Here is a 24,185-nt window from a genome sequence, read left to right on the forward strand (position 1 = left end):
TATTTTAGGAATCCTCCCCAACCCTCCTTTCATAAAGGAGGGAGCTTCCACAAATTATACAGGTTTTAATTTTTAGGAATTCCCCTCTTTTTAAAGAGGGGTTAGGGGAGATTTTATAGCTTGAAGTTCTTAAGCACCTAACAAGCTTTGACCGCAGACACGAACAACGTTACCCGTCACGCCTGTTGAACCTGTTGATGCATACCAAGCAATCGCTTCAGCGACATCTACAGGTAAACCACCTTGGTTCATTGAGTTCATACGACGACCCGCTTCACGAATCGCGAATGGAATCGCAGCAGTCATTTGCGTTTCAATGAAACCTGGCGCAACTGCATTGATGGTAATTCCATTCTTTAATGTCGGTGCAGTAAATTTCACCAAACCAATCACACCCGCCTTAGACACAGCATAGTTGGTTTGACCAAGGTTACCCGCGATACCACTGATTGATGATACACAAACGATACGGCCATTTGCATTTAAACCATCATGAGAAAGTAAGTAATCGTTAACACGCTCAATGGCAGACAAGTTAATGTTAATTACAAGATCCCAAAGCTCTGGTTTCATGTTTGCCAAAGTCTTGTCACGAGTAATCCCCGCATTATGCACGATTACATCTAAACCGCCTTGTTTTGCAGCAGCAGTTTTGATTTTTTCACCTGCATCAGCAGCAGTAATGTCGATTGCCAATACTGAACCACCAATTGAACCCGCAACACGCTCAAGATCTGCTTGTTGTTGTGGTACATCTAAGCAAATCACATGTGCACCATCACGTGCCAAAACATGTGCAATCGCTTCACCAATACCACGGCTCGCGCCAGTCACTAATGCAGTTTTACCTGCAAGTGGTTTTGCCCAGTCCAAATCAACCACATCTGCTTTAGAAACACGAATCACTTGACCAGAAACATAAGCTGAACGTGGTGAAATCAAGAAACGTAAAGTTGATTCAAGGTTTGCTTCCGCACCTTGATCGACATAGACCACTTGTGCAGTAATCCCCTTTTTGAACTCTTTACCAACAGACTTGATAAAACCTTCTAGCGCACGTTGTGCAATCGCCTGTTTGACTGTTTTTGCAGTTTCTGGTGTGGTACCAATCACGATCACACGTCCTGAACTTGAAATCTGACGAGCAATAGGATTGAAGAAATCGTATAACGCTTTTAACTGCTCTGAATCTTGAATACCAGAAGCATCAAATACAACCGCTTTAAATTTAGACTCTTTATCATCTGAATTCAGTGGACGAAGGTTTAAGCCTACTTTCGCAGCTGTTTGTTGTAATTCAACATTATTACCGACATAGCTATCGACATGAATATTACTCAAAACCTGAGCAATCGCAGCAGAAATCGTGCTTGATGGTGCTGCGCCAAGCAATACTGCACCATTTACAACTGGTTGAGCACTTTCAAAACGATCTAGCGCAACTGGCGATGGTAAACCTAGATTTTTTACGACAAACTTACCTAATGGTGATTGTGTAAATGCTTGGTACTGATCAGTCATGGTTATTATCTCTCATACAAATGAATTTGTTACAAACACATGAATCATGTTGGGATATGGCATGAAATCAATGTCTGATTGACTCATCGCAAATCATACTTGAGTTCATGTCTGGATGTCTTGACCTGAATGTGGTCTCAAGCGTCATTCTAGTCAATACAGCAGTATTGGAAATATGGTATGTTTGTAGCAAGAATATCGCAATTATGCTTGGAAAAGCCTTATGAGCAAAACAACTCAAGAAAATCCAGCAGTCGAGACTTCAGCTCAAGAGACTGTGTCAAATACATCAAAAGCAGCTTCAACTTCACGTAAAACTGCAAGCACAACTCCAAAAGCCGCAACGACGACACCAAAAACAACGCGTGCTCGCTCTACCGCGCGTAGTGCAGCTACGACAAAAAGCACTGCTTCTTCGACAACAACGAAAGCAGTTGCAGCTAAAACAACCAAACCTTCTGTTCAACAGGATAAAACCATGAGCCAAAACACTGTGCGCCGAGTTGCCATTATCGGCGGCAACCGTATTCCTTTCGCTCGCTCTAACGGCGCTTATTTCACAGCTTCCAACATCGATATGTTTACAGCTGCGTTAAACGGTTTGGTTGAGCGCTTCAACCTACAAGGCCAACGCCTAGGCGAAGTGGTTGCTGGTGCTGTATTAAAGCACAGCCGTGATTTCAACATGACACGAGAGTGTGTATTAAATACTCAACTTGCGCCAGAAACCCCTGCATATGACATTCAACAAGCATGTGGTACGGGTTTACAGGCAGCATTCCTTGTCGCAAACAAAATTGCTTTAGGTCAAATCGAAGTGGGTATCGCAGGTGGTGTTGATACCACTTCTGATGCGCCAATTGCTTTCGGTGATGGCTTACGTAAAGCCCTACTTGAACTTAACATTGCGAAAACAGGTAAAGACCGTTTAAAAGCTTTAGCGAAAATCAATGTGAAAGATCTTATGGATGCACCTAAAAATGGTGAACCACGTACAGGTTTATCGATGGGTGACCATCAAGCAATTACTGCGCTTGAGTGGGGTATTCCACGTGAAGAGCAAGATATTCTAGCTGCTTCTTCTCACCAAAAAATGGCAAAAGCATATGAAGAAGGTTTCTTCGATGACTTAATCACACCATTCTTGGGTTTAAGCCGTGACAACAACTTACGTGCAGACTCTACAGCTGAAAAATTAGCAAAATTAAAACCAGTCTTTGGTAAAGGCGAAGCTGCAACCATGACTGCGGCTACTCAACACCATTAACTGATGGTGCGTCTTGTGTACTTTTAGCGTCTGAAGAATGGGCGAAAGCCAATGGTCATGAAGTACTTGCTTATCTGACTTTCTCGGAAACTGCAGCAGTTGATTTCGTTGGCAAGAAAGAAGGCTTATTGATGGCACCTGCTTATGCAGTTCCACGTATGCTTGAGCGCGCTGGCCTTAAACTTCAAGATTTCGACTACTATGAAATCCACGAAGCATTTGCATCACAAGTGCTTTCTACATTGATAGCTTGGGAAGATGAGAAATTCTGTAAAGAGCGTTTAGGTTTAGATGCACCTTTAGGTTCAATTGATCGTAGTAAGTTAAACATTAAAGGTTCTTCTTTAGCTGCGGGTCACCCATTTGCTGCTACAGGCGGTCGTATCATTGCAACTGCTGCGAAAATCTTAAATGAAAAAGGTTCAGGTCGTATTCTCGTTTCGATCTGTGCTGCTGGTGGTCAAGGTGTAACAGCGATTATTGAAAAATAATTGTTCACCTACCCATAAAAAGGCTGAATCATTTGATTCAGCTTTTTTATTTAGAGCACATCTTTGACTTACACAGTAGCTGCATTCATCTCGCCCGCTTAAACTTCACATAATAATCGTTTAACACGTTAATCGCTTGCTTCAATTCCTTTAGATTTTTCTCAGTGTTGCCCAATCGCTCAACAAAACGTTGCGAATGCAATTCCAAATCAATCTTTTCATTAATTTGCGGTGTAATCCGAAATAACTTCTCCAGATCATCAAATCGGTCTAATTTTCGATTAGAAAAATATTCCAGACGAACGCTCAACCCATTCAACACTACACCATTCAGAATGGCGCCTTGCTCAGCATCAAACACCAAAGCATGTTCTTTTAAAAATAATTGCTCAGGTGTTTCTTTGGAACTTTTAAAGAGATTGGTGAATTGACTCAACATGGTGGATGATCACATAACTATTTTCGGGTCTATTAAACCGCTAAATCTTCGATGGAAGCAATCACTTCATCTCACATAAAAAAGTATCTTCCAAAAGATGCCTTCTCTGCCTTCATTTTATTGCCCGTACTGCTGCTTGAGGTATTCCACAATTTTAGCCGACTCAAACATTTTCACGCCTGTGTTCGGATCAACCAAATATGGGACCTGAATATCTCGCCCCATTACTTCAACAATTTTTTCACGTTTACCATTGGGCAGTGGAATATATTTTCCAGGCTTCAAACGCAAAATTGCTGGCCCCATATCCTGCCAACGCTCTTTAGCAACATTATGCAGAAGATAAGGCAGTTCGAACTCAGTCAGTACTTCACGAACCAGCCGTGTATAAGGGCTTGCCTCAAAACTCCACAGCTCCAGTAACTGTGCTGGCGCTGGTCGGTCAACAATCTGCGGATTAATCCATACTCCACGCGCAGCATTGGCAGCGGAAGCTAAAGCAGATACATAGGGGAGCTTTGGATAATGACTAAACTTCTTTGGTGTTTGTCCTGTTTTGCCATAATGTTTAAACAGATGATGAATAATTTGCTGTGACTCATATAACTGATCACCCGTATTTTCATCTATCAGAAATGGAAACTGTTTTTTACCACCAGTTGCTTTGACAATCTGACGATATTTCTGCCCCCCTTTTGGGCAGGGATAAATCTCTACATCCAGATTCAATAAAGTCATTACTTCACGAACACGGCGGCAAAATGGAGAACCTTCAAACTCGTAGAGCTTAAGTGCTTTTGCAGGCTGATTTGGAAATGGTGTACCAGAAACACCTCTTCCACCTTCAATTACAGTTGCACATACAGATTGTAAAACCTTGAATTGATGGCTCACCATTTTCAACATAATATTATCCTTTTAGCAGTCGACTAATTTTTCTTCTGCAATCACAATGCCATTATTATCTGCATAGATATAATCGCCAGAGTTGATTGTCACACCACCAAAATACAATGTGATGTCCACTTCACCTATGCCTTTACGATTACTTTTTTGTGGAATGGCAGCCAATGCATGTACGCCTAAATCGAGTTCTGCAATCGCATCAACATCACGGACACAACCATAAATCACGACACCATTCCAGTGATGCTTAACCGCTGACTCAGCAATCAAATCCCCCATGAGCGCACAACGCATCGAAGCACCACCATCAACCACCAACACTTTACCCGTACCATCGGTTGCCAATAATTCTTTTACACGTGAATTGTCTTCAAAACACTTAACGGTCACGGCTTGTCCACCAAATGTCTTACGGGCACCATAACTTTTAAAGAATTTACCATCTAGAGATGGTGTTACGACTTGTAACTTTTTTTCAGGATTATCATCTAACAAATCACATGTTACGAAAGGGATTGCGGTCACTGAAATGCTCCTTTATCTAGTTTGTTGTATGCTTAAATTATCATAGTATTTGAATGCTGCAGTTTGAGTTTGTGCTGCAATCAACATAGTATGCGCCAATTGCTCAGCAGTAACAGGTTTAAATTTAAACGGTCTGGTCCATGCTTTTTCGACCAGCTTAAATGCGGTCTGCGCCAAGTCCTCAAGCAAGCGAATATCACTACGCTTACCAATTAACAGTGAGGGTTGGAAAATTGATAGCTTATAAATTGACAGGTTTTTTAGGTAGTTTTCCAATTCGCCTTTGACTTTATTATAAAAAACTGGCGAATTAGCATTCGCTCCCAATGCACTCACCACCAATAAATGAATATTTTTATCCTGAACTAAATCTGCAAAATGGGCATTGATTTCATAGTCAATCGCATAAAAAGCATCTTTAGATCCTGCTTGTTTGATCGTACTTCCCAAACAACTGAATGCATGGGTATAGGGACTTACATCCTCATCATTCAATAGCAGAAAGTCTTCTAATATCAGCTGTGTTACTTTGCTATAAGATTTTAATATTTCTGAACTTTTTCTAACCACCACTGTAATTGAACTAAAATCACCTGCTTGCTGCAACGCATCTACAAGGGCTTGACCAACCAAGCCTGTTGCGCCAATAACAATTGCCTTTTTATCACCTATTTTCATTTTTATTTGTTCCAATCAATGACTAAGGCTAATGTAACGTTTTCTTGCACGTTTTTCACCTGTTAAATCTACTTAAAAGTATCACAAGACTTGACTTCGCGGCTTAGTTTCCTCAAAATATGGCACTTGTTTACGGGCTGGTGAATGTTGCTAATGTTTATTGGTTTTAACTTCAGCCCGCCCAGACCAACTTATTTTCAAGGAGTGCACGAGTGGCAAACTCTGCTCAAGCTAAAAAACGTGCTCGTCAAAACGTTAAAGCACGTAAACACAACGCAAGCTTACGTTCTATGGTTCGTACTTATATCAAACGTACTGTAAATGCGATCGCTGCTGGTGATTATGCTACTGCTACAGAAGCTTATAAAACTGCTGTTCCAGTTATCGACCGTATGGCTGATAAAGGCATTATCCACAAAAATAAAGCTGCTCGTCATAAGAGCCGCTTGAACGCTCAAGTTAAAGCATTAGCTAACTAATTTGATGCATATAAAAAAGCCCGAATATTCGGGCTTTTTTATTATGTTTAATTTTTGATGTAAGGCTGCATCCCTGTTCCCGCTTCTGTCACGATCCTGACTAACTTCTGACAAAAGTTATGACTTTCTTCAAGTAAACCTAAATCACTGGCACGTGCATGATTCTGTGTCAGCACAGTTTTATGATACTGATAACGCTCTTGCAAATATAGTTCATCTTGGCTCAAGGCCAGCATCATTAATTCAAAACGAAAATCCAGATCAATTTTAATTCCTTCAGGCATATCCCCATACGCCCAGGCCTGCAACACCTCTAATCGGCTTTGTCCCAAATTAGAAAAGATAAAATTGATATAATCATCCAGATTTTTAAAGAAATTCTGAATATCAGCCTGTGTATCCCATCGACCTGTTAAGGCAAAACACGGTTCTGCGTGATACTTCTGCCCTGTATTCTTATGTACATCCATAGAGCGCAGCCTAAAAATCAAACGCTCTGATAACTGTTCTTGCAACTGCTGAGGAATAAAGCGGTCGGTCAAGTCCATCGCAAAAGATAGCATTGGACTAACTGTTAATTTTCTTAGCACCATTTTTAACTGATAAAAAACACCCAGTTGTTTTTGCGTCAATAAAAAACAGCGATAGCCTGTATCCAAAGCCAATTCAGGACGACCAATATTCCCCCAATTTGAAATAAAGTCATGAGCAACATTAAACACATTAAGACTTAACTGCTGGGTATAGAATTGTTGTTCAAACCACTGACTGATCAATTGCTCAGCCTCAGGCATATTCTGTGGGGCTGGTAACTCACCTGCAACCTTAACAGGCTCAGGTTCAACCAAAGCTTCGATCTGCTGAGTATGCAAAGGCTCCAATAAATAAGGTTGCAGCATATGGGAAACCGCATTTTCAGGAGATTGCAACTCTCCTGTAGCCCATACATTATAATTCGGCTCATAGAAGCCTATCCCTGTTTCATGAACCGCCTCATAGAAAACCCGATATACCGCATCATTTTGCGCTTCACTTGCCCAAGTTTCCAACTGGATACTGGCACATATGCCCTGAGCAAATTTATTCTTAATTTCTTGCACCCACTGTAGGGTCTGTTCAGAAAAATAGGATTGATATTGTGGATCACCAATCTTGTTGCTAAATAACTCTAACCACGCCTGCAAAGTTCTGCCATGACTAGAGATATTACGATATTGCTGATGCAACTCAAAAGCAACTTGATATGAATCATCTTCTGCGGGAACTTTACCTGTAAAAATTTCAGGCTCCCATAAATAAATTGTGTTTGATAACATCTTTTTATCCAATTATGTGTCAAGTTTCTCTTTTTATAGCCTTATCATGACGAAAAATGATAAATTTTAAAAGTGCACTTTTATTATTTTTTAAACTTTATAACAAATATATTCTGGATAAAAAAATATGAAGCTCCGAAGAGCTTCATACCATTCATTTATGACACACAAATAAAAATATTAAGGGGCAACAGCCAAAATCTTGCTCGCAACGGGTAAATTCTTGGCAGACAAACCTGCAAGGATCAAACTGTTATTTGCTACAGGAATTGTCCATTTTTGATTCGCACCGCTGGTACAACGATAGCGAATTAAGCGTGCACGGTTATTGGTTAAATAACCACCCTCTAAATCAAAGCACTGATTTGACTGCTTAATCGCTTGTGCAGTCGTATCAATTTCCCAAACCTGACTACTCACGCCACTACAAGGCATAAGATTAATCACATTGCCTGCGGTGGTCGTTAAACATTGATCGATATATTGCTTGTTATGAATTTTACCCAAGGCATCGTAGACCCACTTTTCTGAATCATTACCAACACAACCCGTAGAACCACTGATAAATGCATTGAGTTGTCCATTGGCCAAAGTTTCAGCTTTTAGGCAGTTGGTACGGTTCATTAAATTGGTACTCGAAGCAAAGTTCAAATCACCTTTAAGCGCTAGCTTTTCCAAAAAGGCCTGAAATGCCGTTACTGCATCAGCATTTAAATGATCTAAATCTGAACGATACACATTGATCCAGCGATTTAAACGATACAGCTTAATTTGCTGCTGGGTATAACGTACCATTTCATTCTGAGCATCTGAAGAAAGCTGATCTTTAAAACCTCGGTATGAATCAAACAACAGCTTAGATTCAGGCGAAAGATTTACAACAGGCTTATCTTTATTATCAAGCAAGACCTGCTCGAGTTGAGGTAGCTCTATCGCTCTGAGCGCTGAGTATTCTGCTTCTTTACCAATTTCAACTGCGGGTGCTAAAGCAATTGTATTGGCTGGAATCGACATGCTCGACAGTAATACCGCCGCTTGATTGGCTTTTTTACAATACAGATTAACTTGCTGTGGCGCCTCACTTTGTGCAAGGTTGACATGGAATTTATTGGCTTTGCTATTGCTGTTTATTCGCTGTGGTGCCAAAGCAATATTTTGACTCGCACTTGCAAACTGCACATTCAACCAGCAACTTGCCGTGACTGCATTCGGATTGGCTTGCGGCAGGTCAAATACATTACCCCAGTTCCCTTTGGCAGCAGGATAGACCAAGCCTGTTTGTGTTTCTGGATCATAGCCACCCAGAATGGTATACACAGGCACACCAAACATTCTTGGTTTCAAGTAATTGCCATCGGCGCGGTTATACCAAACATTGCTTGAATTAGGCGTTTTAGGCTGAGCCACTTCCATACTACGGGTTATTGCATTCCATTTTTTATAGCCTGTTGGCGAACTTGCATCCCAGACATAACGATCAAATGCTGGCTGAATTTTCAAATAGGTACTATAACCAGTGTAATGGGTATATTTAGAAATACTGCTTGCAGTTGCACCACCAGACATTGCATCCCAACCATAGGCATATTTATTCAGGAAGTTAGGAACTCCATTGGCACCATCACCTAGATTGGTGGTGGTCCAATTGAGGTTACCACGCATTTTATTTCTAAAGGCAATATAGCCCCATCCACTATCTGCATGATGCGCAGCCCAGAACATATTGTCACCCACAGCGCCAGGATAATGCCCAAGCCCATAGTGATGTCCAATCTCGTGACTAAACTCATTACCCACAGAGTCAATCAAGGTCAGCATACCATTACCACCACTTAAGCCATGGGTTGCCTCACCGTTGCTATATTTACCACGTGCATAATGTGCCACGACACTTTGAGTAATTTGTGGTTGTTCCTGACTGGCCATTGAAGCACTGGTAATCCCCCAATTGGCTAGGTTAATCCCAACACCAAAGGTCGATTTAGCCGTATCCTCACGCATATCACCACTATAGACATCACCCGTGCTTGCACTGGCAGTATCATAAATGATACCGCTTGCCACCATAACTTTATTCAACTTTAAGTCATCATATTTAGCAACAATCATGCGTGCCGCAGGAATCGTTTGAAAATAATCTGTGCCTGCCTTTGCAGGCTCGAGCAACATATAATGACCTGTTGATTTTGGCGGGTCGGTCAATAGGCCTAGACGGATATTTTGCAATACCAATTCACCCGGTGCGGCTAAATCAATATTATCAGCAGTGAGCTCACCACTACGATTATTCAGTGGATCAATGACCCGAAGATGCAGGCCTGCACGAATTTCACTCCATTTTAATGCAACCGTCCATGCTCGCTTTGAATAGCTTACTGGTGGGCGCCCATCGGTATTGGACTGATCAGAAGCCGCAATTCGTGATGGCTCTTTTAATTTAACCGTTCTGAGCAGTTGATTACCTTGATAAATTTCGACTTGTAGTTTTTGCAGATCACCCATTTCCGCCAGAGGTGTCACCAACAACAAAGCATCTTTTTCTGTGGTTAAACGCGGCATTGAATCTTTTTCATTATTTTTAGGGTTCACTACATGGCTTTGTGCAAACTGCAACATTGCAGCAAAACTGCCATTTAAATCATTGCGTAGTAACCGTGGTAATCCAAGTTTATCGTAATCATAAAAACCTAATACCGCCTCATCGATAAGATCTTTGCGAGGTTCAGGATACTTTTCTGCAACAGGTGGGATTGAAGGCGTCTCAGTATTTCCATTCCCGCCCTGATTGGGTATTTCGGTCGTGGTATTTCCTGAACCATTATTTGGCGTTTCTGGCGTGTTAGGCCCTGAACCGTTATTCGGTGTCTCAGATGTGCCGTCACCCGGTAACTCATTGGTTCCATCACCTGGAATGAGGTTGCCATTTCCAGCAGTGGTTTGATCATTCTTTGGTGGTTCATTATGGTTTGCCCCACTTGTACGATCAGCCCCACCTCCACAAGCGGCCAGCATGATCGATAGCAAACAAACTGTTAAATGCTTAAGTTGTAATTGCATCACATTTCCCCAAGAAAAATTTGATAAATTATCGTTAACGACAAATTAGGTTAAATAGTTAAAATTTATATAAATCATATGCTTATATATACTAACAATTTTATTACCATCAAGGGAAATTAATTTATAGTTAAAAACAAGAAACACTAAGTTTATGGCACACGCACCCCCAGTTTATTCACACCGCTAAATTAAATATAAACCATCCAGCAAGCTTACCATCCCCTCATGAGCAAACTGCACGCTAAACAATTCATCAATTAAAGAGGATATTGATATTCAAAAAGGCGAATGTTCAATTGGAACATGGCTCTTCAATGCAAAATAGTATTCAAGCCAATCAAGCAAAAGCGATTAGATCAATTCATTCAAGTGCGAGGGATAATGTACTTATTGCAGATTCAGCGACCACATTCAGCTGAGATAAATCGATTATTTCTAGTGATATACATGGCTCAATCTCAACCACGTTGTAAGCCCACCTTAGCAGTATCGAAGGACAGAAATTAGTAAAAGGCCGATAATTAGATTATTTTGCACTCAGCTATAGATAAATCCCAATATAGCATTTGGATTCAAATTAACAGCGATTCAGTGCTTTTTACTATTATAAAGTTGCCCGTCGTTTATTAATGCTATTGATGCAAAAACTGTTTAACATCTAATTTATTAAGTTCGCCACGCCAGATCCATTTCAACTGGCTTTCAACAAAATCCTCGCCCTCAAACCAGACAAACAATCCTTCCATCATGGCGGGCCAATCTGTTTGTTCAATTTGATTTTTACCTGAAATCACAGCAAGGATTGCTGCAATAATCGTGTCATGACTAACCGCTAAACTCAGACCATTCTTTTGTGTGGGATGCGTATGGTAAAGCAATTCAAGTACATCAAACACACCTGCAATCGGATGCTTCATTCCTGGTAATGCATTATTCACAAAACTATTAATAAACCCCAAAGCTCCCTGCTTGCGAAAGTACGGGGCTGCTTGCTGTATATCCAACACAAAACTACCAGGCTCAACCAATAAACGCTGTTCCACAATTTCAATATGATGGGTATTCACGGCTTTACGGGTCTGGTCAGCCCCTTCAATCATCAAGGCTGCAGTATCCACACAACGCTGAATTGGGCTTGAAATACAATGCTGGATTGCACGATCACTATGCTGGCTTAAATATTCACCCCAAGCATAGGCCAACTCTCGCCCCTGTTCAGTCAACTGTAGATCATAACCCGCCAAGCCCTGTCCATTCACCAACTCACGCAGGGAATGACGCGTAAATAACGTCACAGGTGTTGAAGCATCGGGTAATAAATCGATTGCTTCAAACATGCTTTTAGGCAATAGATGCAGGGCCATATTCACACACAAAATCAAATTTAATCCACTATACCATGTGCAAGATGACTCTCAATCTAAAATGCCAGAATGAGCCAGGGCCTGGTAAGCAATTTTTTTGCAATGTTGATCTCGATAAGCGATAAAGCCGCCATTCAAGACTGTTTCACGCTGGTTATACATAAAAGGTTTTTCGTCCAAGGTCATCAAACCACCACCGATACTTTCCAGTAAAGCCTGTCCTGAACTGGTATCCCATTCAGAGGTTGGGTGAAAGCGAGGGTAAATATCAATCTCACCTTCCAGCATCATACAAAATTTATAAGCACTGCCCGCCTCACGCCGCTCTACCTGACGACTCTGTAAGATTGGCTCAATAAAGTTTTTATACTTTGGATTTTTGCTGTTGTGACTCAAGCCAATTTGCAGTGGTGCTGCCAAATCATGTTCTTCTAACTGATATTGCGCCCATTCTTGTCGGCTAAAGCTATATTTATAAGGTCGTTGCGAGGTGTAACCAATATACATCACCTGTTCGCACGGCACTGCAATAATCGCAAAAGTGGTTTTATGCTCTTCAATCAAACTGAGATTAATGGTGAATTCATCACGCTCATGGATAAACTCTTTAGTTCCATCCAGTGGATCTAGCATCCAGCAGCGCTGCCATGCCGCACGTGCAGAATAATCGCTTTCTTCTGACAACACGGGTAATTGTGGTGTCACTGTTGCTAAATGCTTCAATAAAAAGTGATTTACTTTTAAATCGGCTTGCGTAACTGGGGAATCATCACTTTTTTCCTGAATATTAAATTCGCAACCTGCACAATAACTTTGGTATTCTTCCAGCAATATTTGACTAGCCTGCGCCATAATTGGAACAAGTTGTGTAATTAACTGATCTTGTGGGGCAAGCATTTTTATAAACATAGACCAACCTTATGTCATATTCAGATTTACAGCAGCCGATTGCCATGTTTGACATGGACGGCACATTACTCGATTTAGCCTTTGATGATTTGATTTGGAATCATTGTTTGCCTGAACGACATGCTCAAGTGCATCAATGCACACTTGCACAAAGCCAACAGACCTTATTTCAATTTTACCAACAACATAAGCATACACTATCTTGGTACTCTTCGGCGTACTGGACGGCTAAAGTAGGTGTTGATGTGTTGCAACTGCAATACGAGCATCGCGAAAAAATCCGTGCAAGAACTGGCTGCCATCAACTGTTACAACAGTTAAATGCGCAAGGCTATCGCTGTTGGCTACTCACCAATGCCGATCGTGCCAGCCTAAAACTCAAACTTGAAAATGTCGAACTGAGCCCTTACTTTGAACTTATGATCAGTAGCGAAGAACTTGGGCACGCCAAAGAAGAAATCGCATTTTGGCAAAAGTTACAACAACTTCATCCATTTGACCCAGCACAAGCGGTCTTTATTGACGATACAGTTGCTGTGCTCAAAAGTGCTGAAGATTTTGGGATCACTCAACTCTTTAGCATTTTACAGCCATCTAGCGGAAAATCCGCCAGAATGGCAACAGAACTACCCTATCCCGCACTTGATCAATTAACCGAACTCGTTGATTATCTTGAAACCAATTTACAGGTAACAGATGCCAAAACAGCATGAACCAGACAGCATGGATGCCATGCGCATTGATAAATGGCTTTGGGCAGCACGTTTTTTTAAAACACGCTCGATTGCCAAGGCCGCCATTGAAGGTGGTAAAGTTCACCACAACAATGATCGGGTGAAAGTTTCCAGAGATGTCCGGATTGGAATGGAACTGACCATTCAACAAGGTTTCGAGAAAAAAACTGTAGTGGTCAAGGCACTTTCTGCCGTCCGGGGTGGCGCTCCGGCAGCCCAGTTACTTTATGAAGAAACAACAGAAAGTATTGCGCGCAGAGAGTTGCATGCATCTCAGCGAAAATTGCATAATCTAGCCCGACCAGATCACCGACCAAGTAAAAAAGATCGTCGTGATATCAATCGTTTTAAACAGGAAAATGTCCAATCATGGTCTTATCATGATGAGTAGATTTTGATGGATATTTTTCAATTTTGGATGCGTCATTTTGTGTCGCATAGACACAGATCAGATGTAGAATAAACAACGAGAATCTGCCACTATACTCAAGTCCCAACAAGTTGAGATTCAATACATCCACTTGGGTTAGTCGTTAAGAAATAAAGTTTTGAGGTTTTGAGATGGATGATAATAAAAGTAAGGCGTTACAAGCTGCGTTAAGCCAGATTGAAAAACAATTTGGTAAAAATACAGTGATGCGCTTAGGTGATAACACAGTACAAGCTGTTGAAGCGGTTTCTACAGGTTCTTTAACACTTGATATTGCATTAGGGATTGGCGGATTACCAAAAGGCCGTATCATTGAAATCTACGGTCCTGAATCATCAGGTAAAACGACCATGACATTACAGGCGATTGCTCAATGTCAAAAGAATGGCGGTACTTGTGCCTTTATCGATGCGGAACATGCATTAGATCCAGAATATGCACGCAAGCTTGGTGTCGATATTGATAATCTTTTGGTTTCACAACCAGACCACGGTGAGCAGGCACTTGAAATTGCAGATATGCTGGTGCGTTCTGGTGCAATCGATTTAATCGTTGTCGACTCTGTTGCAGCATTGACCCCAAAAGCTGAAATCGAAGGCGAAATGGGTGACTCACATATGGGCTTACAAGCACGTTTAATGAGTCAGGCTTTACGTAAAATCACAGGTAATGCAAAGCGCTCGAACTGTATGGTGATCTTCATTAACCAAATCCGTATGAAGATTGGTGTGATGTTTGGTAGCCCAGAAACCACAACAGGTGGTAACGCACTCAAATTCTACGCCTCTGTACGTTTAGACATTCGCCGTATCGGTCAAGTCAAAGAAGGCGACGAGATTACGGGTAACGAAACACGCGTTAAAGTTGTAAAAAATAAAATGGCACCTCCTTTCAAAGAAGCAGTGTTCCAGATTATGTACGGTAAAGGGACTAATCAACTCGGTGAATTGGTTGATCTTGCAGTTCAACAAGACATCGTACAAAAAGCGGGTGCTTGGTATTCTTATCAAGGCAATAAAATTGGCCAAGGTAAGAACAATGTGATTCGTCATTTTGAAGAAAACTCAGCAATGGCTCAAGAAATTGAAAAGCTGATTCGCGAACAACTACTCACCAAGAACAAACCAACTGAAAATACAGAAATTGAAGAAGAAGAACCAGATTTCTTAGAAAGCTAAACTGAAACGCCCTTCGGGGCGTTTTTCTTTAATGAAGGAAATAAATTTTGTTTAACTCAAACAATGAAAAAACTGAAAAGCCTAAAACACTCACTGGTTCGAGATTACGCTCATATGCCTTTGCTCTACTCACGCGTCGCGATTATTCCCAAGCCGAATTAATTGCCAAACTGAATCAATATGCGATCAACCCAGAAGAAGTCGCAACACTGGTCGAAGAGTTAGCACAGCAAAATTATCAAAGTGATCAACGAGTCGCCGAACTCACCCTAGCGAGCCAACTCAGAAAAGGCAAAGGTTTGCAACGCATTAAACAAGCACTGAAAGCCAAACAACTTGATGCTGAGCTGATTACTGAAGAACTTGAAGAGGTCGATTGGCTTGATCAAGCCTATCAGCTTAAAGTTAAAAAGTTTGGAGAAGAAGTGGCAACTGATCCAAAAATCAAGGCAAGACAAATTCGGTTTTTACAATACCGTGGCTTTGATATGGGCGTTATTATGAAAGCGGTTGCTCGAACGAGCGGAGAAGAATAAATGGTGGCAGCCCTACCAGCATGACTTCGGCACATCATAGTTCTACTACCGTTGCTACCTTCCGGTCCTGGCGGGGTTCGTAGAGTACAATTGCGAAGCTACCAGCAGGGCTACCATTGCCTGACAAAGTATAGAGATTTTTACCTGAGTTGCAAGACTTCTCGCTGTTTTTCCGCAAGTTTTGCATTCAACTGCCTAATTCCTCGTCAACTGCTATATATTTGTTATCTATTCACTTTCAATACGAACAAACATTAAACAACAACCTCGTAATTTCCTGCAAAAGTGCTTGAAGATTGTAAATGCTTATTGCATTTAAATGAGTTGCTGTTTTAATGGCTTAATCAAAAATCTATATCTAGTGTGTTGCAAGTAAAAAGTGAAGACTTTTCGACCACAGCTTTATTTTTCAACTTATGGATGAATTTTTATGCTAAAAAAGCATTCCGTACTTTTTATTGCCCTGCTCAGTAGTGCGCATTTATATGCCAATGTTCCAATTGAATCGCGCTCTTTGAGTCAACAACAAGCCAATAATGTTGTTGCTGGTACTCCTAGCCTAAACTGGGAAATCATGCAAAAGAACCAAAAGCTTGAAGAAGAAATTCGTAAGCTCCGTGGTCAGCTTGAAGAACATGACAATGCCATTGAGCAATTAAAAAAAGAACTGAGCAATCGCTACACTGACCTAGATCAACGCTTAGAGCTGCTTTCGCAAAAAATTGATCCACCAGAAGATCATCCAGAAGCCCAAGATGGAACTGCTCCTGCAGCAACCGCCAATGCTGAGGCTGCAGCGCCCGTGATTGCACCAACAGCTCCAGCGCAACAGCAACAGGCTGCTCCATCGAAAGCAGAACCTGCTGCAGATCAACCATCTGCCAATACAGCGACAACAAGCAATACCACCAATCAAATCGAGCTCGAAAAAGCAGCCTATACCGTTGCACTCGACGCTTATAAACAAGGCGGTGCAAAAAAAGCCATCCAGCCAATGCAGAACTTCATCAAAAACCATCCCAATGGAATTTATGTGGGTAATGCATACTTTTGGCTAGCTGAGTTTTATTTAGCCGTTGAGCCTGTAGATTATAAAGCTGCAAAGCAAAACTATAATATTGTTGCGACTCGCTATCCAAACTCAGCAAAAGCATCCCGTGCTGTCTATCAACTCTATAGTATTGCCAAAGAAGTGGATAAGAATACCGCCTTAGCCAATCAATACAGAAGTAAACTCTTAAGCCAATATCCGCAATCAGAAGAAGCGAAATTCATTCAGAAAAAGTAGTTTTCTTTTTGCAATAAAAAAGCCAGTTCTGATCGACTGGCTTTTTTATTGCTTAGAACAAACTTATTTGATCTTTGCCTGTGATTTTAAGTATTCAGTATAGTCTTCTAAGACTTGCTGGCCACGGAACTGTTGATAAAGCTTATTCAGCTCTTGTAACTGCTCAGCAGGCAAGGTACTTGCAACACTACTATTCACATTTGAAACCGCAACAATCACCAACTCATTTGGTAATTTCGCTGTGGTTGCAGACCATAGACCCTCTTTAGCTGGCGCTGGAATGCTGAATGCTGCACGCTCAATCGCACGTTTTAAACCTTGTGAACGCGCAAAGGTACCCGCATTTTCAAAAGTCACCTGTGATTTTGCAACCACTTGTGCCGCAGGTTGAGTTTTAAAGTCAGCAAGAATCGTTGCAATTTTCGCTTGAGCAGCTTTATACGCCTTCGCCTCAATGACTTTAGCTTTCACTTCTGCAGTTGCCTGATCTAGAGGCTTAACTCCTGCTGCATGATAATTACGAACCTTAATCCAGATCGTATCGCCATTCGCCAATTGAATATTTGAAGATGCATTACGGTCACCGTTTTTCACATCATCATTAAACAATTTTGCTTTAACGCTTAAATCACCTAAATATGGATTATTCGTTGTAAGGGTCACAGCATTTGCAGATTCAATACGTGCACCTTTCACTTCTTGTGCAACCACATCTAATGAATCACCTCCAACAACCATTTCATTGAGATTGTTAACCGTATCACTGAATAAATTCGCTGCTTTCGACTTTTCAACCTCAGCCGTCAAACGAGCTTTCTCAGCTTCAAACGATGGTAATTTCACCATTGGTGATTCAGCTTCAATAATGTGATAACCATATTGGGTTTTTACTGGTTTTGAAATCTCACCATTTTTTAATGCATTCACTGCATTGTCAAAATCAGCCGAGAAGACACCTGGTGCATATGACTCAACCAAACCACCATTCGCTTTAGAGCTCGGGTCTTCTGAGAACTGAGCAGCAGCCTGTGCAAATGATTCACCTGCCTGAATTTTTGCATACACCTCATTGGCAAGCTTTTGAGCAGCCGCAGCATCACGTGCATCAGTAGTGATTAAAATATGCTTAACTTGACGTTTAACTGCTTTTTTCTGTTCATCAACAAATGCCGCATAAGCCTGCTGTAAATCTGCTTCTGTTACTGCAAGATTTGTTTTAGGAAGCAATGCTGGCGTCAATACCACATAATCAACATCAACACTCGCAACTTGCTTAAACTCATTTTTATGCTTGTTGTAGTAGTCGGTAATTTCCTGATTTGATACAGTTACACCCTTTTTATAATCATCCAGCTTGATACTCGCCAAATGCAAGGTCCGTTGTTCAGTTTGTAGATTTGCCAATTGCTGCACATCCGACTTACTAACCAATGCATAATCCATTAAAGACGTTGAAATCATTTTCAATGCATGATCCTGACGCAAGCTTGCAATTAAAGCTTGATTGGTCATTCCCACTGAACGCAAATAATTTTCATATAAGGTCTTAGAGAATTGACCATTTTCTTGAAAGCTCGGTTGCTGCGCCAGCATTTGTTCAAGTTGCACATCACTTAAAGTCATACCCAACTTTTCAGCTTGTTGCTGTAATAAGCTACGCGCAACTAATGCATCTAAAGCTTTCTCCTGAATAACTGGTAAATTTAAAAGCGACTCATCACCTTTCACCAAAGAGAGATATTGGTCTTTATAGTTTTTGGTGGCACTTTCTAATTCTTTATTAGAAATATCTTGACCGTTTACCGATTTCGCAACATCTGCTTTATTGCTGCCACTAAAATATCCTTCAATACCTACAAGTGCTAAAGGGGTCAAAAACAAAACTAACAGGACTTTGCCAAGCCAACCCTTAATGAGAGTACGAAACGATTCCATAAGAATTCCAATATTTTATTTCGGGGCAATTTTAACTGAAAAACAAAGGCGAATGAATGCAGAATAAGAATCAAATTAACTTTTTCATTCAATAAATAAAAAACGCACCCTAAATGGTGCGTTTATTGATTTAAAAAGATTACGCAACCGAATCTTTTAAACCCTTACCAGCTTTGAAGCTAGGTACTTTACTTGCTTTGATTTGCAGCTCTTCACCAGTTTTAGGGTTACGACCTGTACGAGCAGCACGTTCTTTCACGCTGAAAGTACCGAAACCAACTAAAGTAACAGTGTCACCTTTCTTAAGTGCTTCAGTGATTGACGCAATTGTCGCATCGAGTGCCTTACCAGCATCCGATTTAGACACTCCCCCTTTTTCAGCAATCGCATCAATTAATTCTGATTTATTCATGATAAAAAATATCCTCTTAATATCGTTTGTTAAGATCCAAGGCTATAGTTTAAAAGGCCATGACGCCTTTATAGCAATGCTTTGGGGGAGAACGCAATACTAGAAGGACCTTTTAATTAAAATAAATACTGAAATACGACATAAACGGACGAGTTACCTGCCATTTTTTTACTTTTTATTCAATTTAGCCTTCAATTGATCATTTTCTTCGATCAACGCATCAACCTTAATATGGAGTTGCACCAGTAACTGTTCGATATGCTGTAGATCCTTTGGCGTGACCAAGCCAATACGATTCAACGAGTGGTTGACACTCGTATCTAAAATCTTTTCAACCTTGTCTTTGGTGTCTGTTACAGACTCTTTGGCTTTTTCTGTCACCTTGCCGACAGTGTTATCGGCAAAATCGACTGTTTTAGACTCCAGCTCCTCACCCACCTTGACCAGTGAGTCAAACAATTTATTGCCTTCCTCTTCAGCACGTGAAAAAGCACCCAAACCAGCCAGCCAAATTTGTTGTGTATATTTTTTGAAATCAAGTGCAGATTTTTTAGAACTCTTTGATTTTGGCTTAGTTTTTACTTCAGCTTCTTCATTAGGATTTTCTATATTTGAGTTATCCATTGACCATTACTCCTAAGCACTTTACAAACAGTATGTCGTATTTAACCATAAAAATGTTTTTATAATATCAAAGTTAAGACTTGATCGTTTTAAAAAACTGTTCTACAAAGCAATAAAGTCATGTAAATTATTTTTAATAATTTGAGTACGGATGCTCAGGTTTACAGATTTTATTGTTTCGCAACGTTATTGGTAAGGAAAAAGAGATCTATGAGTGATACGCAACAAAGACATAAACATCCCCATTTGTTGCTAAACATTGTCATCATTGTTTTAGAAACTTTTTTCTCCTTCATCTTGACGCATGATGCTGGCCTACGCCTACAAGCAAAAAAGTTGATCGACAAAAAAATGACTATTCGAATCAATAGTTATATTCCTTTCTTTGACTTTTATATCCAATTTACCGAAAAAGGTCTTTTATTTGATATGAAAGCGCTGGATCGAAATATCGATCTGGAAATTAATAGCACATTGATCGATTTGATTAAGATATTTGTGTTAAACAATCAGCGTAGCATTACAAATATGCGCATTTTAGGTGATGCAGCCCTTGTAGAAGAGTTTCTAGATTTAGTTCCTCATCTAACCCTCTCTAGTATTTTAGCAAACTGGAAACAATGGTTTAACCTGTTTAATGATGAAGCAGAAGTCATTGCAACCCAACAGCGTATTGCTCCACTATTGGAAAAAATCGATCAACAACGTTCTGAAATCAATACATTGCTAGTAGAAGTTAAGCAATATCAGAACCGCATTCATCGCCTGCAAAAACGTCAACGCTTGATCAACATTAGCTTTGCTGTATTGAGCTTTATTTTCATTGCCTTTTTTGTTTATAATACGTGGATACAATAATTCCAACATATTTCACTTTTCACGCTGATTATGGCAATTTAAAACTTGACTATTTTAGTCGGAATTCATAAAATTTAAGCATCTAGTCTAACCATGTGTACCGAATCATGCGTCTTACAACTCGCGGTCGTTACGCAGTGACTGCTCTACTTGATTTAGCTTTGCAGCCAACTGAACAAACGATCACGCTTGCGGAAATAGCAGCACGCCAATCCATCTCAGTCGCTTATTTAGAACAGTTATTTGCGAAACTCAAACGTCATGGGTTAGTTTCAAGCGTTCGTGGTGCAAATGGTGGCTATCACCTTGCACGTAATGCAAGTGAAATTACTGTGCTAGAAATTATTGAAGCTGTAAATGAAACCGTTGATGCAACACGTTGTGACCACAAAGGCAACTGCCAGAACGGTGCGATGTGTTTAACGCACGACTTATGGCAAGAACTCTCCCACCATATTGCCGATTATCTCGCAAAAATCACGCTTGCTGATTTAATTGCGCGTGACAACGTCCAAACTGTTGCTTTACGCCAAAATTCTTCAAGTTTAGATTCAGCCCTTCTATCGGTTACAGGTATTTGACATGAAACGTCCAATTTATCTTGATTACGCAGCAACCACTCCTGTACTGCCTGAAGTTGCAGAACGTATGATGGAATGTTTAACGTTCGAGGGAACTTTTGGTAACCCAGCATCACGTTCACATGCATATGGTTGGCAAGCCGAAGAAAAAGCTGAATATGCGCGCGAGCAGGTTGCAAATCTTATCAAAGCAGACCCGCGTGAAATCGTGTGGACTTCAGGTGCGACTGAGTCAGACAACCTTGCATTAAAAGGGATTGCTCAGTTCTACGGTTCAAAAGGCAAACACATCATTACAAGTAAAATCGAACACAAAGCTGTGCTAGATCCTTGCCGTGAGCTGGAAGAACAAGGTTTTGAAATTACTTATTTAGAGCCAGAACCACGTACCGGTTTAATTACCCCTGAAATGGTTCAGGCAGCCCTACGTCCAGATACAATTCTTGTTTCCCTCATGATGGTAAACAATGAAATCGGTACCGTAACAGACGTTGCTGCGATTGGTGAATTAACTCGTGCCAACAAAACATTCTTCCACGTCGATGCAGCTCAAGCTGTTGGTAAGGTAGAGATTGATCTTTCAACAATGAAAGTTGATTTGATGAGTTTCTCTGGTCATAAAGTTTATGGCCCTAAAGGCATTGGTGCACTTTTCGTTCGTCGTAGCCCACGTGTTCGCTTAAAAGCACAAATGCATGGTGGTGGTCATGAGCGTGGTATGCGTTCTGGTACTTTAGCGACACATCAAATTGTTGGTATGGGTGAAGCGTTTGAAATTGCGGGCAAAACCATGCAAGCAGAACAAGAGCGCATCCGTAAATTACGCGACAAACTTTGGAATGGTTTACAAGATCTTGAACAAGTATTCTTGAACGGCCACCCAACACAAAACGTTGCAAACTATCTAAATGTCAGCTTCAACTTTGTTGAAGGTGAATCACTGATGATGGCACTGAAAGATGTTGCTGTTTCAAGTGGTTCAGCATGTACATCTGCAACTTTAGAACCTTCATACGTTTTACGTGCTTTAGGTTTATCTGATGAGTTGGCACATAGTTCAATTCGTTTCAGTTTTGGTAAATACACCACTGAAGCTGATATTGACCATGTGTTAACAATTACCAAAGCTGCGGTTGAGAAATTACGTGAACTTTCTCCGCTTTGGGATATGTACAAAGAAGGTATCGACCTTTCAACAGTTGAATGGGCAGAACACTAATTCATTGCACGCTCAATTGAGCAGTTCATTGAAAACGTGTTTTTAACCCTCATATTAATATTAGGCTGACCCCGAGGTTTGGAGAAGCGACATGGCTTATAGCGAAAAAGTAATTGATCATTACGAAAACCCTCGTAATGTAGGTGTTTTAGACAAAAATGCAGAAAACGTAGGTACAGGTATGGTCGGTGCACCAGCGTGTGGCGACGTAATGCGTTTGCAAATTCAAGTCGATGACAATGGCGTAATTGAAGAAGCTCGCTTCAAAACTTATGGCTGTGGTTCTGCAATTGCATCAAGCTCACTGGTAACTGAATGGTTAAAAGGTAAGACGCTTGATGAAGCTCAATCAATCAAGAATATTGATATTGCGACTGAACTTGCACTTCCACCAGTAAAAGTACACTGCTCTGTCTTAGCTGAAGATGCAATTAAAGCTGCGATCGAAGATTATCGTGGTAAAAAAGCGAAAGCTTAATTGATGACCGAAATAACATTGGAGTTTTCATGATCCATCTAACCGAAAATGCTGCGACTCACATCAGCAATTACCTGCAAAACCGCGGTAAGGGTGAAGGCATTCGCATTGGTGTGAAAACTTCGGGTTGTTCTGGGTTGGCTTATGTACTTGAATTTGTCGATGATATCGATGCACATGATCAAGTGTTTGAACAGCTCGGTGTTAAAGTTTTTGTTGATCCTAAAAGCCTAGTTTATCTCAATGGTTTAGAGATGGATTACGTGAAAAACGGTCTGAACGAAGGCTTTGAGTTTAATAACCCAAATCAAAAAGGTGAATGTGGTTGCGGTGAATCATTTACTGTTTAACCTCAACCACCCTCTTTCTTTTCGTCAAAACAGTGTGTTCCGCACTGTTTTAACGTATTTATCAATAGCGGAATTCATCTCCCATGAATCATTTTGAGTTGTTCCAATTACCCGAAGCACTCGATATAGATTTAGCTGCTTTAAAAAAACAGTTTTTAAGTTTGCAACAGCAATATCATCCAGATAAAGCTGCTGACAAAGATCAGGCCTTGATCAAGTCAAGTGAAATCAACCAAGCGTATAAAGTACTCTCACAGGTTGATAGTCGTGCAGCATATTTACTTGCGTTAAAAAAACAAGATCACCATCTGGATCAATCTATTAGCGATTTTGAGTTTCTTCAATCTGCACTCGAAATGCGCGAGCAACTAGATGAAGCGACCTCAACAGAGCAACTTCGCACATTAAAGCTTGAAATTCAGCAATGGATTGACGGTCTAATTCGTGAATTCAAACTCGATTTTGCCGATGAAGACTGGGCTGAAGCACGTGATACTGTTCGTAAGTTACGTTTTTTCCAACGTGTTATGAATGATATTGATAAAGCTGAAGATCGCATGTTGGATGAAGAAGATAGCTTCGACCTCGATGATGATTTCTAATCCGC

At 40.7% G+C, this 24,185-nt stretch carries 24 protein-coding genes, 1 other RNA gene and 1 pseudogene; 13 read left to right on the forward strand and 13 right to left on the reverse strand.

Annotated features, from left to right (window positions below; translation table 11 throughout):
* Positions 1–129: 129 nt before the first annotated feature.
* A complete protein-coding gene (locus Aba26S_RS04175; RefSeq protein ID WP_043970141.1) occupies positions 130–1,521 on the reverse strand; it encodes a 3-oxoacyl-ACP reductase in 1,392 nt (463 codons plus the stop codon).
* A 223-nt stretch (positions 1,522–1,744) separates the two neighbouring features.
* Here Aba26S_RS04175 and Aba26S_RS04180 point away from each other — a divergent pair.
* A pseudogene (locus tag Aba26S_RS04180) lies at positions 1,745–3,279 on the forward strand (acetyl-CoA C-acetyltransferase).
* 85 nt (positions 3,280–3,364) lie between these two features.
* On the opposite strand, the gene Aba26S_RS04185 reads toward Aba26S_RS04180, so the two are convergent.
* The 4 genes from Aba26S_RS04185 to Aba26S_RS04200 form a co-directional block, all read right to left on the reverse strand.
* Positions 3,365–3,718, reverse strand: a complete 354-nt coding sequence (locus Aba26S_RS04185; RefSeq protein ID WP_043970143.1) for a hypothetical protein — start codon at positions 3,716–3,718, stop codon at positions 3,365–3,367.
* Between the two features lie 117 nt (positions 3,719–3,835).
* Positions 3,836–4,624, reverse strand: coding sequence for a glutathione S-transferase N-terminal domain-containing protein (locus tag Aba26S_RS04190; RefSeq protein ID WP_005240881.1), 789 nt, complete (start codon positions 4,622–4,624; stop codon positions 3,836–3,838).
* A 12-nt stretch (positions 4,625–4,636) separates the two neighbouring features.
* Positions 4,637–5,149 carry a ribonuclease E activity regulator RraA gene (gene rraA / locus Aba26S_RS04195; RefSeq protein WP_005240879.1) on the reverse strand — a complete coding sequence of 171 codons (513 nt, stop codon included), beginning with the start codon at positions 5,147–5,149 and terminating at the stop codon, positions 4,637–4,639.
* A gap of 12 nt (positions 5,150–5,161) precedes the next feature.
* On the reverse strand, positions 5,162–5,827 hold the full coding sequence (locus tag Aba26S_RS04200) for an NAD-dependent epimerase/dehydratase family protein (RefSeq protein WP_043970145.1): 666 nt from the start codon (positions 5,825–5,827) through the stop codon (positions 5,162–5,164).
* A 212-nt stretch (positions 5,828–6,039) separates the two neighbouring features.
* On the opposite strand from Aba26S_RS04200, the gene rpsT reads away from it, so the two are divergent.
* A complete protein-coding gene (rpsT, locus tag Aba26S_RS04205) occupies positions 6,040–6,306 on the forward strand; it encodes a 30S ribosomal protein S20 (protein ID WP_004652997.1) in 267 nt (88 codons plus the stop codon).
* A 47-nt stretch (positions 6,307–6,353) separates the two neighbouring features.
* Here rpsT and Aba26S_RS04210 read toward each other — a convergent pair whose 3' ends face one another.
* The 4 genes from Aba26S_RS04210 to Aba26S_RS04225 all read right to left on the reverse strand — a co-directional run bounded on the left by Aba26S_RS04210 (position 6,354) and on the right by Aba26S_RS04225 (position 12,955).
* Positions 6,354–7,622: a hypothetical protein gene (locus Aba26S_RS04210; protein ID WP_043970147.1), complete on the reverse strand. Its 1,269-nt coding sequence runs from the start codon at positions 7,620–7,622 to the stop codon at positions 6,354–6,356.
* Between the two features lie 180 nt (positions 7,623–7,802).
* Entirely contained in the window at positions 7,803–10,679 is a 2,877-nt protein-coding gene (locus Aba26S_RS04215; protein ID WP_043970149.1) for a M66 family metalloprotease, read from the reverse strand.
* 635 nt (positions 10,680–11,314) lie between these two features.
* On the reverse strand, positions 11,315–12,046 hold the full coding sequence (locus Aba26S_RS04220; protein ID WP_043970151.1) for a histidine phosphatase family protein: 732 nt from the start codon (positions 12,044–12,046) through the stop codon (positions 11,315–11,317).
* Positions 12,047–12,097: 51 nt separating this feature from the next.
* Positions 12,098–12,955, reverse strand: a complete 858-nt coding sequence (locus Aba26S_RS04225) for a 3'(2'),5'-bisphosphate nucleotidase CysQ (RefSeq protein WP_043970153.1) — start codon at positions 12,953–12,955, stop codon at positions 12,098–12,100.
* Between the two features lie 11 nt (positions 12,956–12,966).
* On the opposite strand from Aba26S_RS04225, the gene Aba26S_RS04230 reads away from it, so the two are divergent.
* The 4 genes from Aba26S_RS04230 to Aba26S_RS04245 all read left to right on the forward strand — a co-directional run bounded on the left by Aba26S_RS04230 (position 12,967) and on the right by Aba26S_RS04245 (position 15,833).
* Positions 12,967–13,668 (forward strand): HAD-IA family hydrolase, encoded by a 702-nt coding sequence (locus Aba26S_RS04230; RefSeq protein ID WP_016652681.1) that lies wholly within the window; start codon positions 12,967–12,969, stop codon positions 13,666–13,668.
* Positions 13,652–14,080 (forward strand): RNA-binding S4 domain-containing protein, encoded by a 429-nt coding sequence (locus tag Aba26S_RS04235; RefSeq protein ID WP_004652990.1) that lies wholly within the window; start codon positions 13,652–13,654, stop codon positions 14,078–14,080. The genes Aba26S_RS04230 and Aba26S_RS04235 overlap by 17 nt, the downstream gene beginning before the upstream one ends.
* A 170-nt stretch (positions 14,081–14,250) precedes the next feature.
* Complete coding sequence (recA, locus tag Aba26S_RS04240; protein ID WP_005271305.1) at positions 14,251–15,297, forward strand: recombinase RecA; 1,047 nt, start codon at positions 14,251–14,253, stop codon at positions 15,295–15,297.
* A gap of 47 nt (positions 15,298–15,344) precedes the next feature.
* Positions 15,345–15,833, forward strand: coding sequence for a regulatory protein RecX (locus Aba26S_RS04245; protein ID WP_005271307.1), 489 nt, complete (start codon positions 15,345–15,347; stop codon positions 15,831–15,833).
* A gap of 10 nt (positions 15,834–15,843) precedes the next feature.
* Here the strand turns inward: Aba26S_RS04245 and ffs are convergent.
* Positions 15,844–15,940, reverse strand: an RNA gene (gene ffs, locus Aba26S_RS04250) — signal recognition particle sRNA small type.
* Between the two features lie 323 nt (positions 15,941–16,263).
* Here ffs and Aba26S_RS04255 point away from each other — a divergent pair.
* Positions 16,264–17,121: a YbgF trimerization domain-containing protein gene (locus tag Aba26S_RS04255; protein ID WP_043970157.1), complete on the forward strand. Its 858-nt coding sequence runs from the start codon at positions 16,264–16,266 to the stop codon at positions 17,119–17,121.
* Positions 17,122–17,184: 63 nt separating this feature from the next.
* Here Aba26S_RS04255 and Aba26S_RS04260 read toward each other — a convergent pair whose 3' ends face one another.
* From Aba26S_RS04260 to Aba26S_RS04270, 3 genes are all read right to left on the reverse strand, one after another.
* Positions 17,185–19,056 carry a SurA N-terminal domain-containing protein gene (locus tag Aba26S_RS04260; RefSeq protein WP_043970159.1) on the reverse strand — a complete coding sequence of 624 codons (1,872 nt, stop codon included), beginning with the start codon at positions 19,054–19,056 and terminating at the stop codon, positions 17,185–17,187.
* A 139-nt stretch (positions 19,057–19,195) separates the two neighbouring features.
* On the reverse strand, positions 19,196–19,468 hold the full coding sequence (locus Aba26S_RS04265; RefSeq protein ID WP_004639426.1) for an HU family DNA-binding protein: 273 nt from the start codon (positions 19,466–19,468) through the stop codon (positions 19,196–19,198).
* A 168-nt stretch (positions 19,469–19,636) separates the two neighbouring features.
* Positions 19,637–20,092 (reverse strand): phasin family protein, encoded by a 456-nt coding sequence (locus Aba26S_RS04270; RefSeq protein WP_005240858.1) that lies wholly within the window; start codon positions 20,090–20,092, stop codon positions 19,637–19,639.
* A 210-nt stretch (positions 20,093–20,302) separates the two neighbouring features.
* On the opposite strand from Aba26S_RS04270, the gene Aba26S_RS04275 reads away from it, so the two are divergent.
* From Aba26S_RS04275 to hscB, 6 genes are all read left to right on the forward strand, one after another.
* A complete protein-coding gene (locus Aba26S_RS04275) occupies positions 20,303–20,950 on the forward strand; it encodes a hypothetical protein (RefSeq protein WP_005240857.1) in 648 nt (215 codons plus the stop codon).
* A gap of 107 nt (positions 20,951–21,057) precedes the next feature.
* On the forward strand, positions 21,058–21,531 hold the full coding sequence (locus Aba26S_RS04280; protein ID WP_005240855.1) for an Rrf2 family transcriptional regulator: 474 nt from the start codon (positions 21,058–21,060) through the stop codon (positions 21,529–21,531).
* Between the two features lies 1 nt (position 21,532).
* The gene (locus tag Aba26S_RS04285; RefSeq protein WP_005240848.1) at positions 21,533–22,750 is read left to right on the forward strand and encodes an IscS subfamily cysteine desulfurase; all 1,218 of its coding nucleotides are present in this window, start codon (positions 21,533–21,535) and stop codon (positions 22,748–22,750) included.
* Positions 22,751–22,841: 91 nt separating this feature from the next.
* Positions 22,842–23,228: a Fe-S cluster assembly scaffold IscU gene (iscU, locus tag Aba26S_RS04290; RefSeq protein WP_004652980.1), complete on the forward strand. Its 387-nt coding sequence runs from the start codon at positions 22,842–22,844 to the stop codon at positions 23,226–23,228.
* 29 nt (positions 23,229–23,257) lie between these two features.
* Positions 23,258–23,578, forward strand: coding sequence for an iron-sulfur cluster assembly protein IscA (gene iscA, locus Aba26S_RS04295; RefSeq protein ID WP_005240846.1), 321 nt, complete (start codon positions 23,258–23,260; stop codon positions 23,576–23,578).
* An 83-nt stretch (positions 23,579–23,661) separates the two neighbouring features.
* Positions 23,662–24,180, forward strand: coding sequence for a Fe-S protein assembly co-chaperone HscB (gene hscB, locus Aba26S_RS04300; protein ID WP_005240844.1), 519 nt, complete (start codon positions 23,662–23,664; stop codon positions 24,178–24,180).
* The last annotated feature ends 5 nt before the right edge of the window (positions 24,181–24,185 follow it).

Origin of the sequence: Acinetobacter sp. NBRC 110496, assembly GCF_000876115.1 — a bacterium.
In the GTDB taxonomy this organism is placed as follows: domain Bacteria; phylum Pseudomonadota; class Gammaproteobacteria; order Pseudomonadales; family Moraxellaceae; genus Acinetobacter.

Bases quoted from the DNA above. Each gene is read 5' to 3' on its own strand.
- Aba26S_RS04285 (WP_005240848.1), top strand. From the start codon at position 21,533: ATGAAACGTCCAATTTATCTTGATTACGCAGCAACCACTCCTGTACTG.
- hscB (WP_005240844.1), top strand. From the start codon at position 23,662: ATGAATCATTTTGAGTTGTTCCAATTACCCGAAGCACTCGATATAGAT.
- Aba26S_RS04275 (WP_005240857.1), top strand. From the start codon at position 20,303: ATGAGTGATACGCAACAAAGACATAAACATCCCCATTTGTTGCTAAAC.
- Aba26S_RS04280 (WP_005240855.1), top strand. From the start codon at position 21,058: ATGCGTCTTACAACTCGCGGTCGTTACGCAGTGACTGCTCTACTTGAT.
- Aba26S_RS04190 (WP_005240881.1), bottom strand. From the start codon at position 4,624: ATGTTGAAAATGGTGAGCCATCAATTCAAGGTTTTACAATCTGTATGT.
- Aba26S_RS04200 (WP_043970145.1), bottom strand. From the start codon at position 5,827: ATGAAAATAGGTGATAAAAAGGCAATTGTTATTGGCGCAACAGGCTTG.
- recA (WP_005271305.1), top strand. From the start codon at position 14,251: ATGGATGATAATAAAAGTAAGGCGTTACAAGCTGCGTTAAGCCAGATT.
- Aba26S_RS04175 (WP_043970141.1), bottom strand. From the start codon at position 1,521: ATGACTGATCAGTACCAAGCATTTACACAATCACCATTAGGTAAGTTT.
- Aba26S_RS04210 (WP_043970147.1), bottom strand. From the start codon at position 7,622: ATGTTATCAAACACAATTTATTTATGGGAGCCTGAAATTTTTACAGGT.
- Aba26S_RS04220 (WP_043970151.1), bottom strand. From the start codon at position 12,046: ATGGCCCTGCATCTATTGCCTAAAAGCATGTTTGAAGCAATCGATTTA.
- Aba26S_RS04235 (WP_004652990.1), top strand. From the start codon at position 13,652: ATGCCAAAACAGCATGAACCAGACAGCATGGATGCCATGCGCATTGAT.
- Aba26S_RS04215 (WP_043970149.1), bottom strand. From the start codon at position 10,679: ATGCAATTACAACTTAAGCATTTAACAGTTTGTTTGCTATCGATCATG.
- iscU (WP_004652980.1), top strand. From the start codon at position 22,842: ATGGCTTATAGCGAAAAAGTAATTGATCATTACGAAAACCCTCGTAAT.
- Aba26S_RS04225 (WP_043970153.1), bottom strand. From the start codon at position 12,955: ATGTTTATAAAAATGCTTGCCCCACAAGATCAGTTAATTACACAACTT.
- Aba26S_RS04260 (WP_043970159.1), bottom strand. From the start codon at position 19,056: ATGGAATCGTTTCGTACTCTCATTAAGGGTTGGCTTGGCAAAGTCCTG.
- Aba26S_RS04230 (WP_016652681.1), top strand. From the start codon at position 12,967: ATGTCATATTCAGATTTACAGCAGCCGATTGCCATGTTTGACATGGAC.
- Aba26S_RS04185 (WP_043970143.1), bottom strand. From the start codon at position 3,718: ATGTTGAGTCAATTCACCAATCTCTTTAAAAGTTCCAAAGAAACACCT.
- Aba26S_RS04255 (WP_043970157.1), top strand. From the start codon at position 16,264: ATGCTAAAAAAGCATTCCGTACTTTTTATTGCCCTGCTCAGTAGTGCG.
- Aba26S_RS04270 (WP_005240858.1), bottom strand. From the start codon at position 20,092: ATGGATAACTCAAATATAGAAAATCCTAATGAAGAAGCTGAAGTAAAA.
- iscA (WP_005240846.1), top strand. From the start codon at position 23,258: ATGATCCATCTAACCGAAAATGCTGCGACTCACATCAGCAATTACCTG.
- Aba26S_RS04265 (WP_004639426.1), bottom strand. From the start codon at position 19,468: ATGAATAAATCAGAATTAATTGATGCGATTGCTGAAAAAGGGGGAGTG.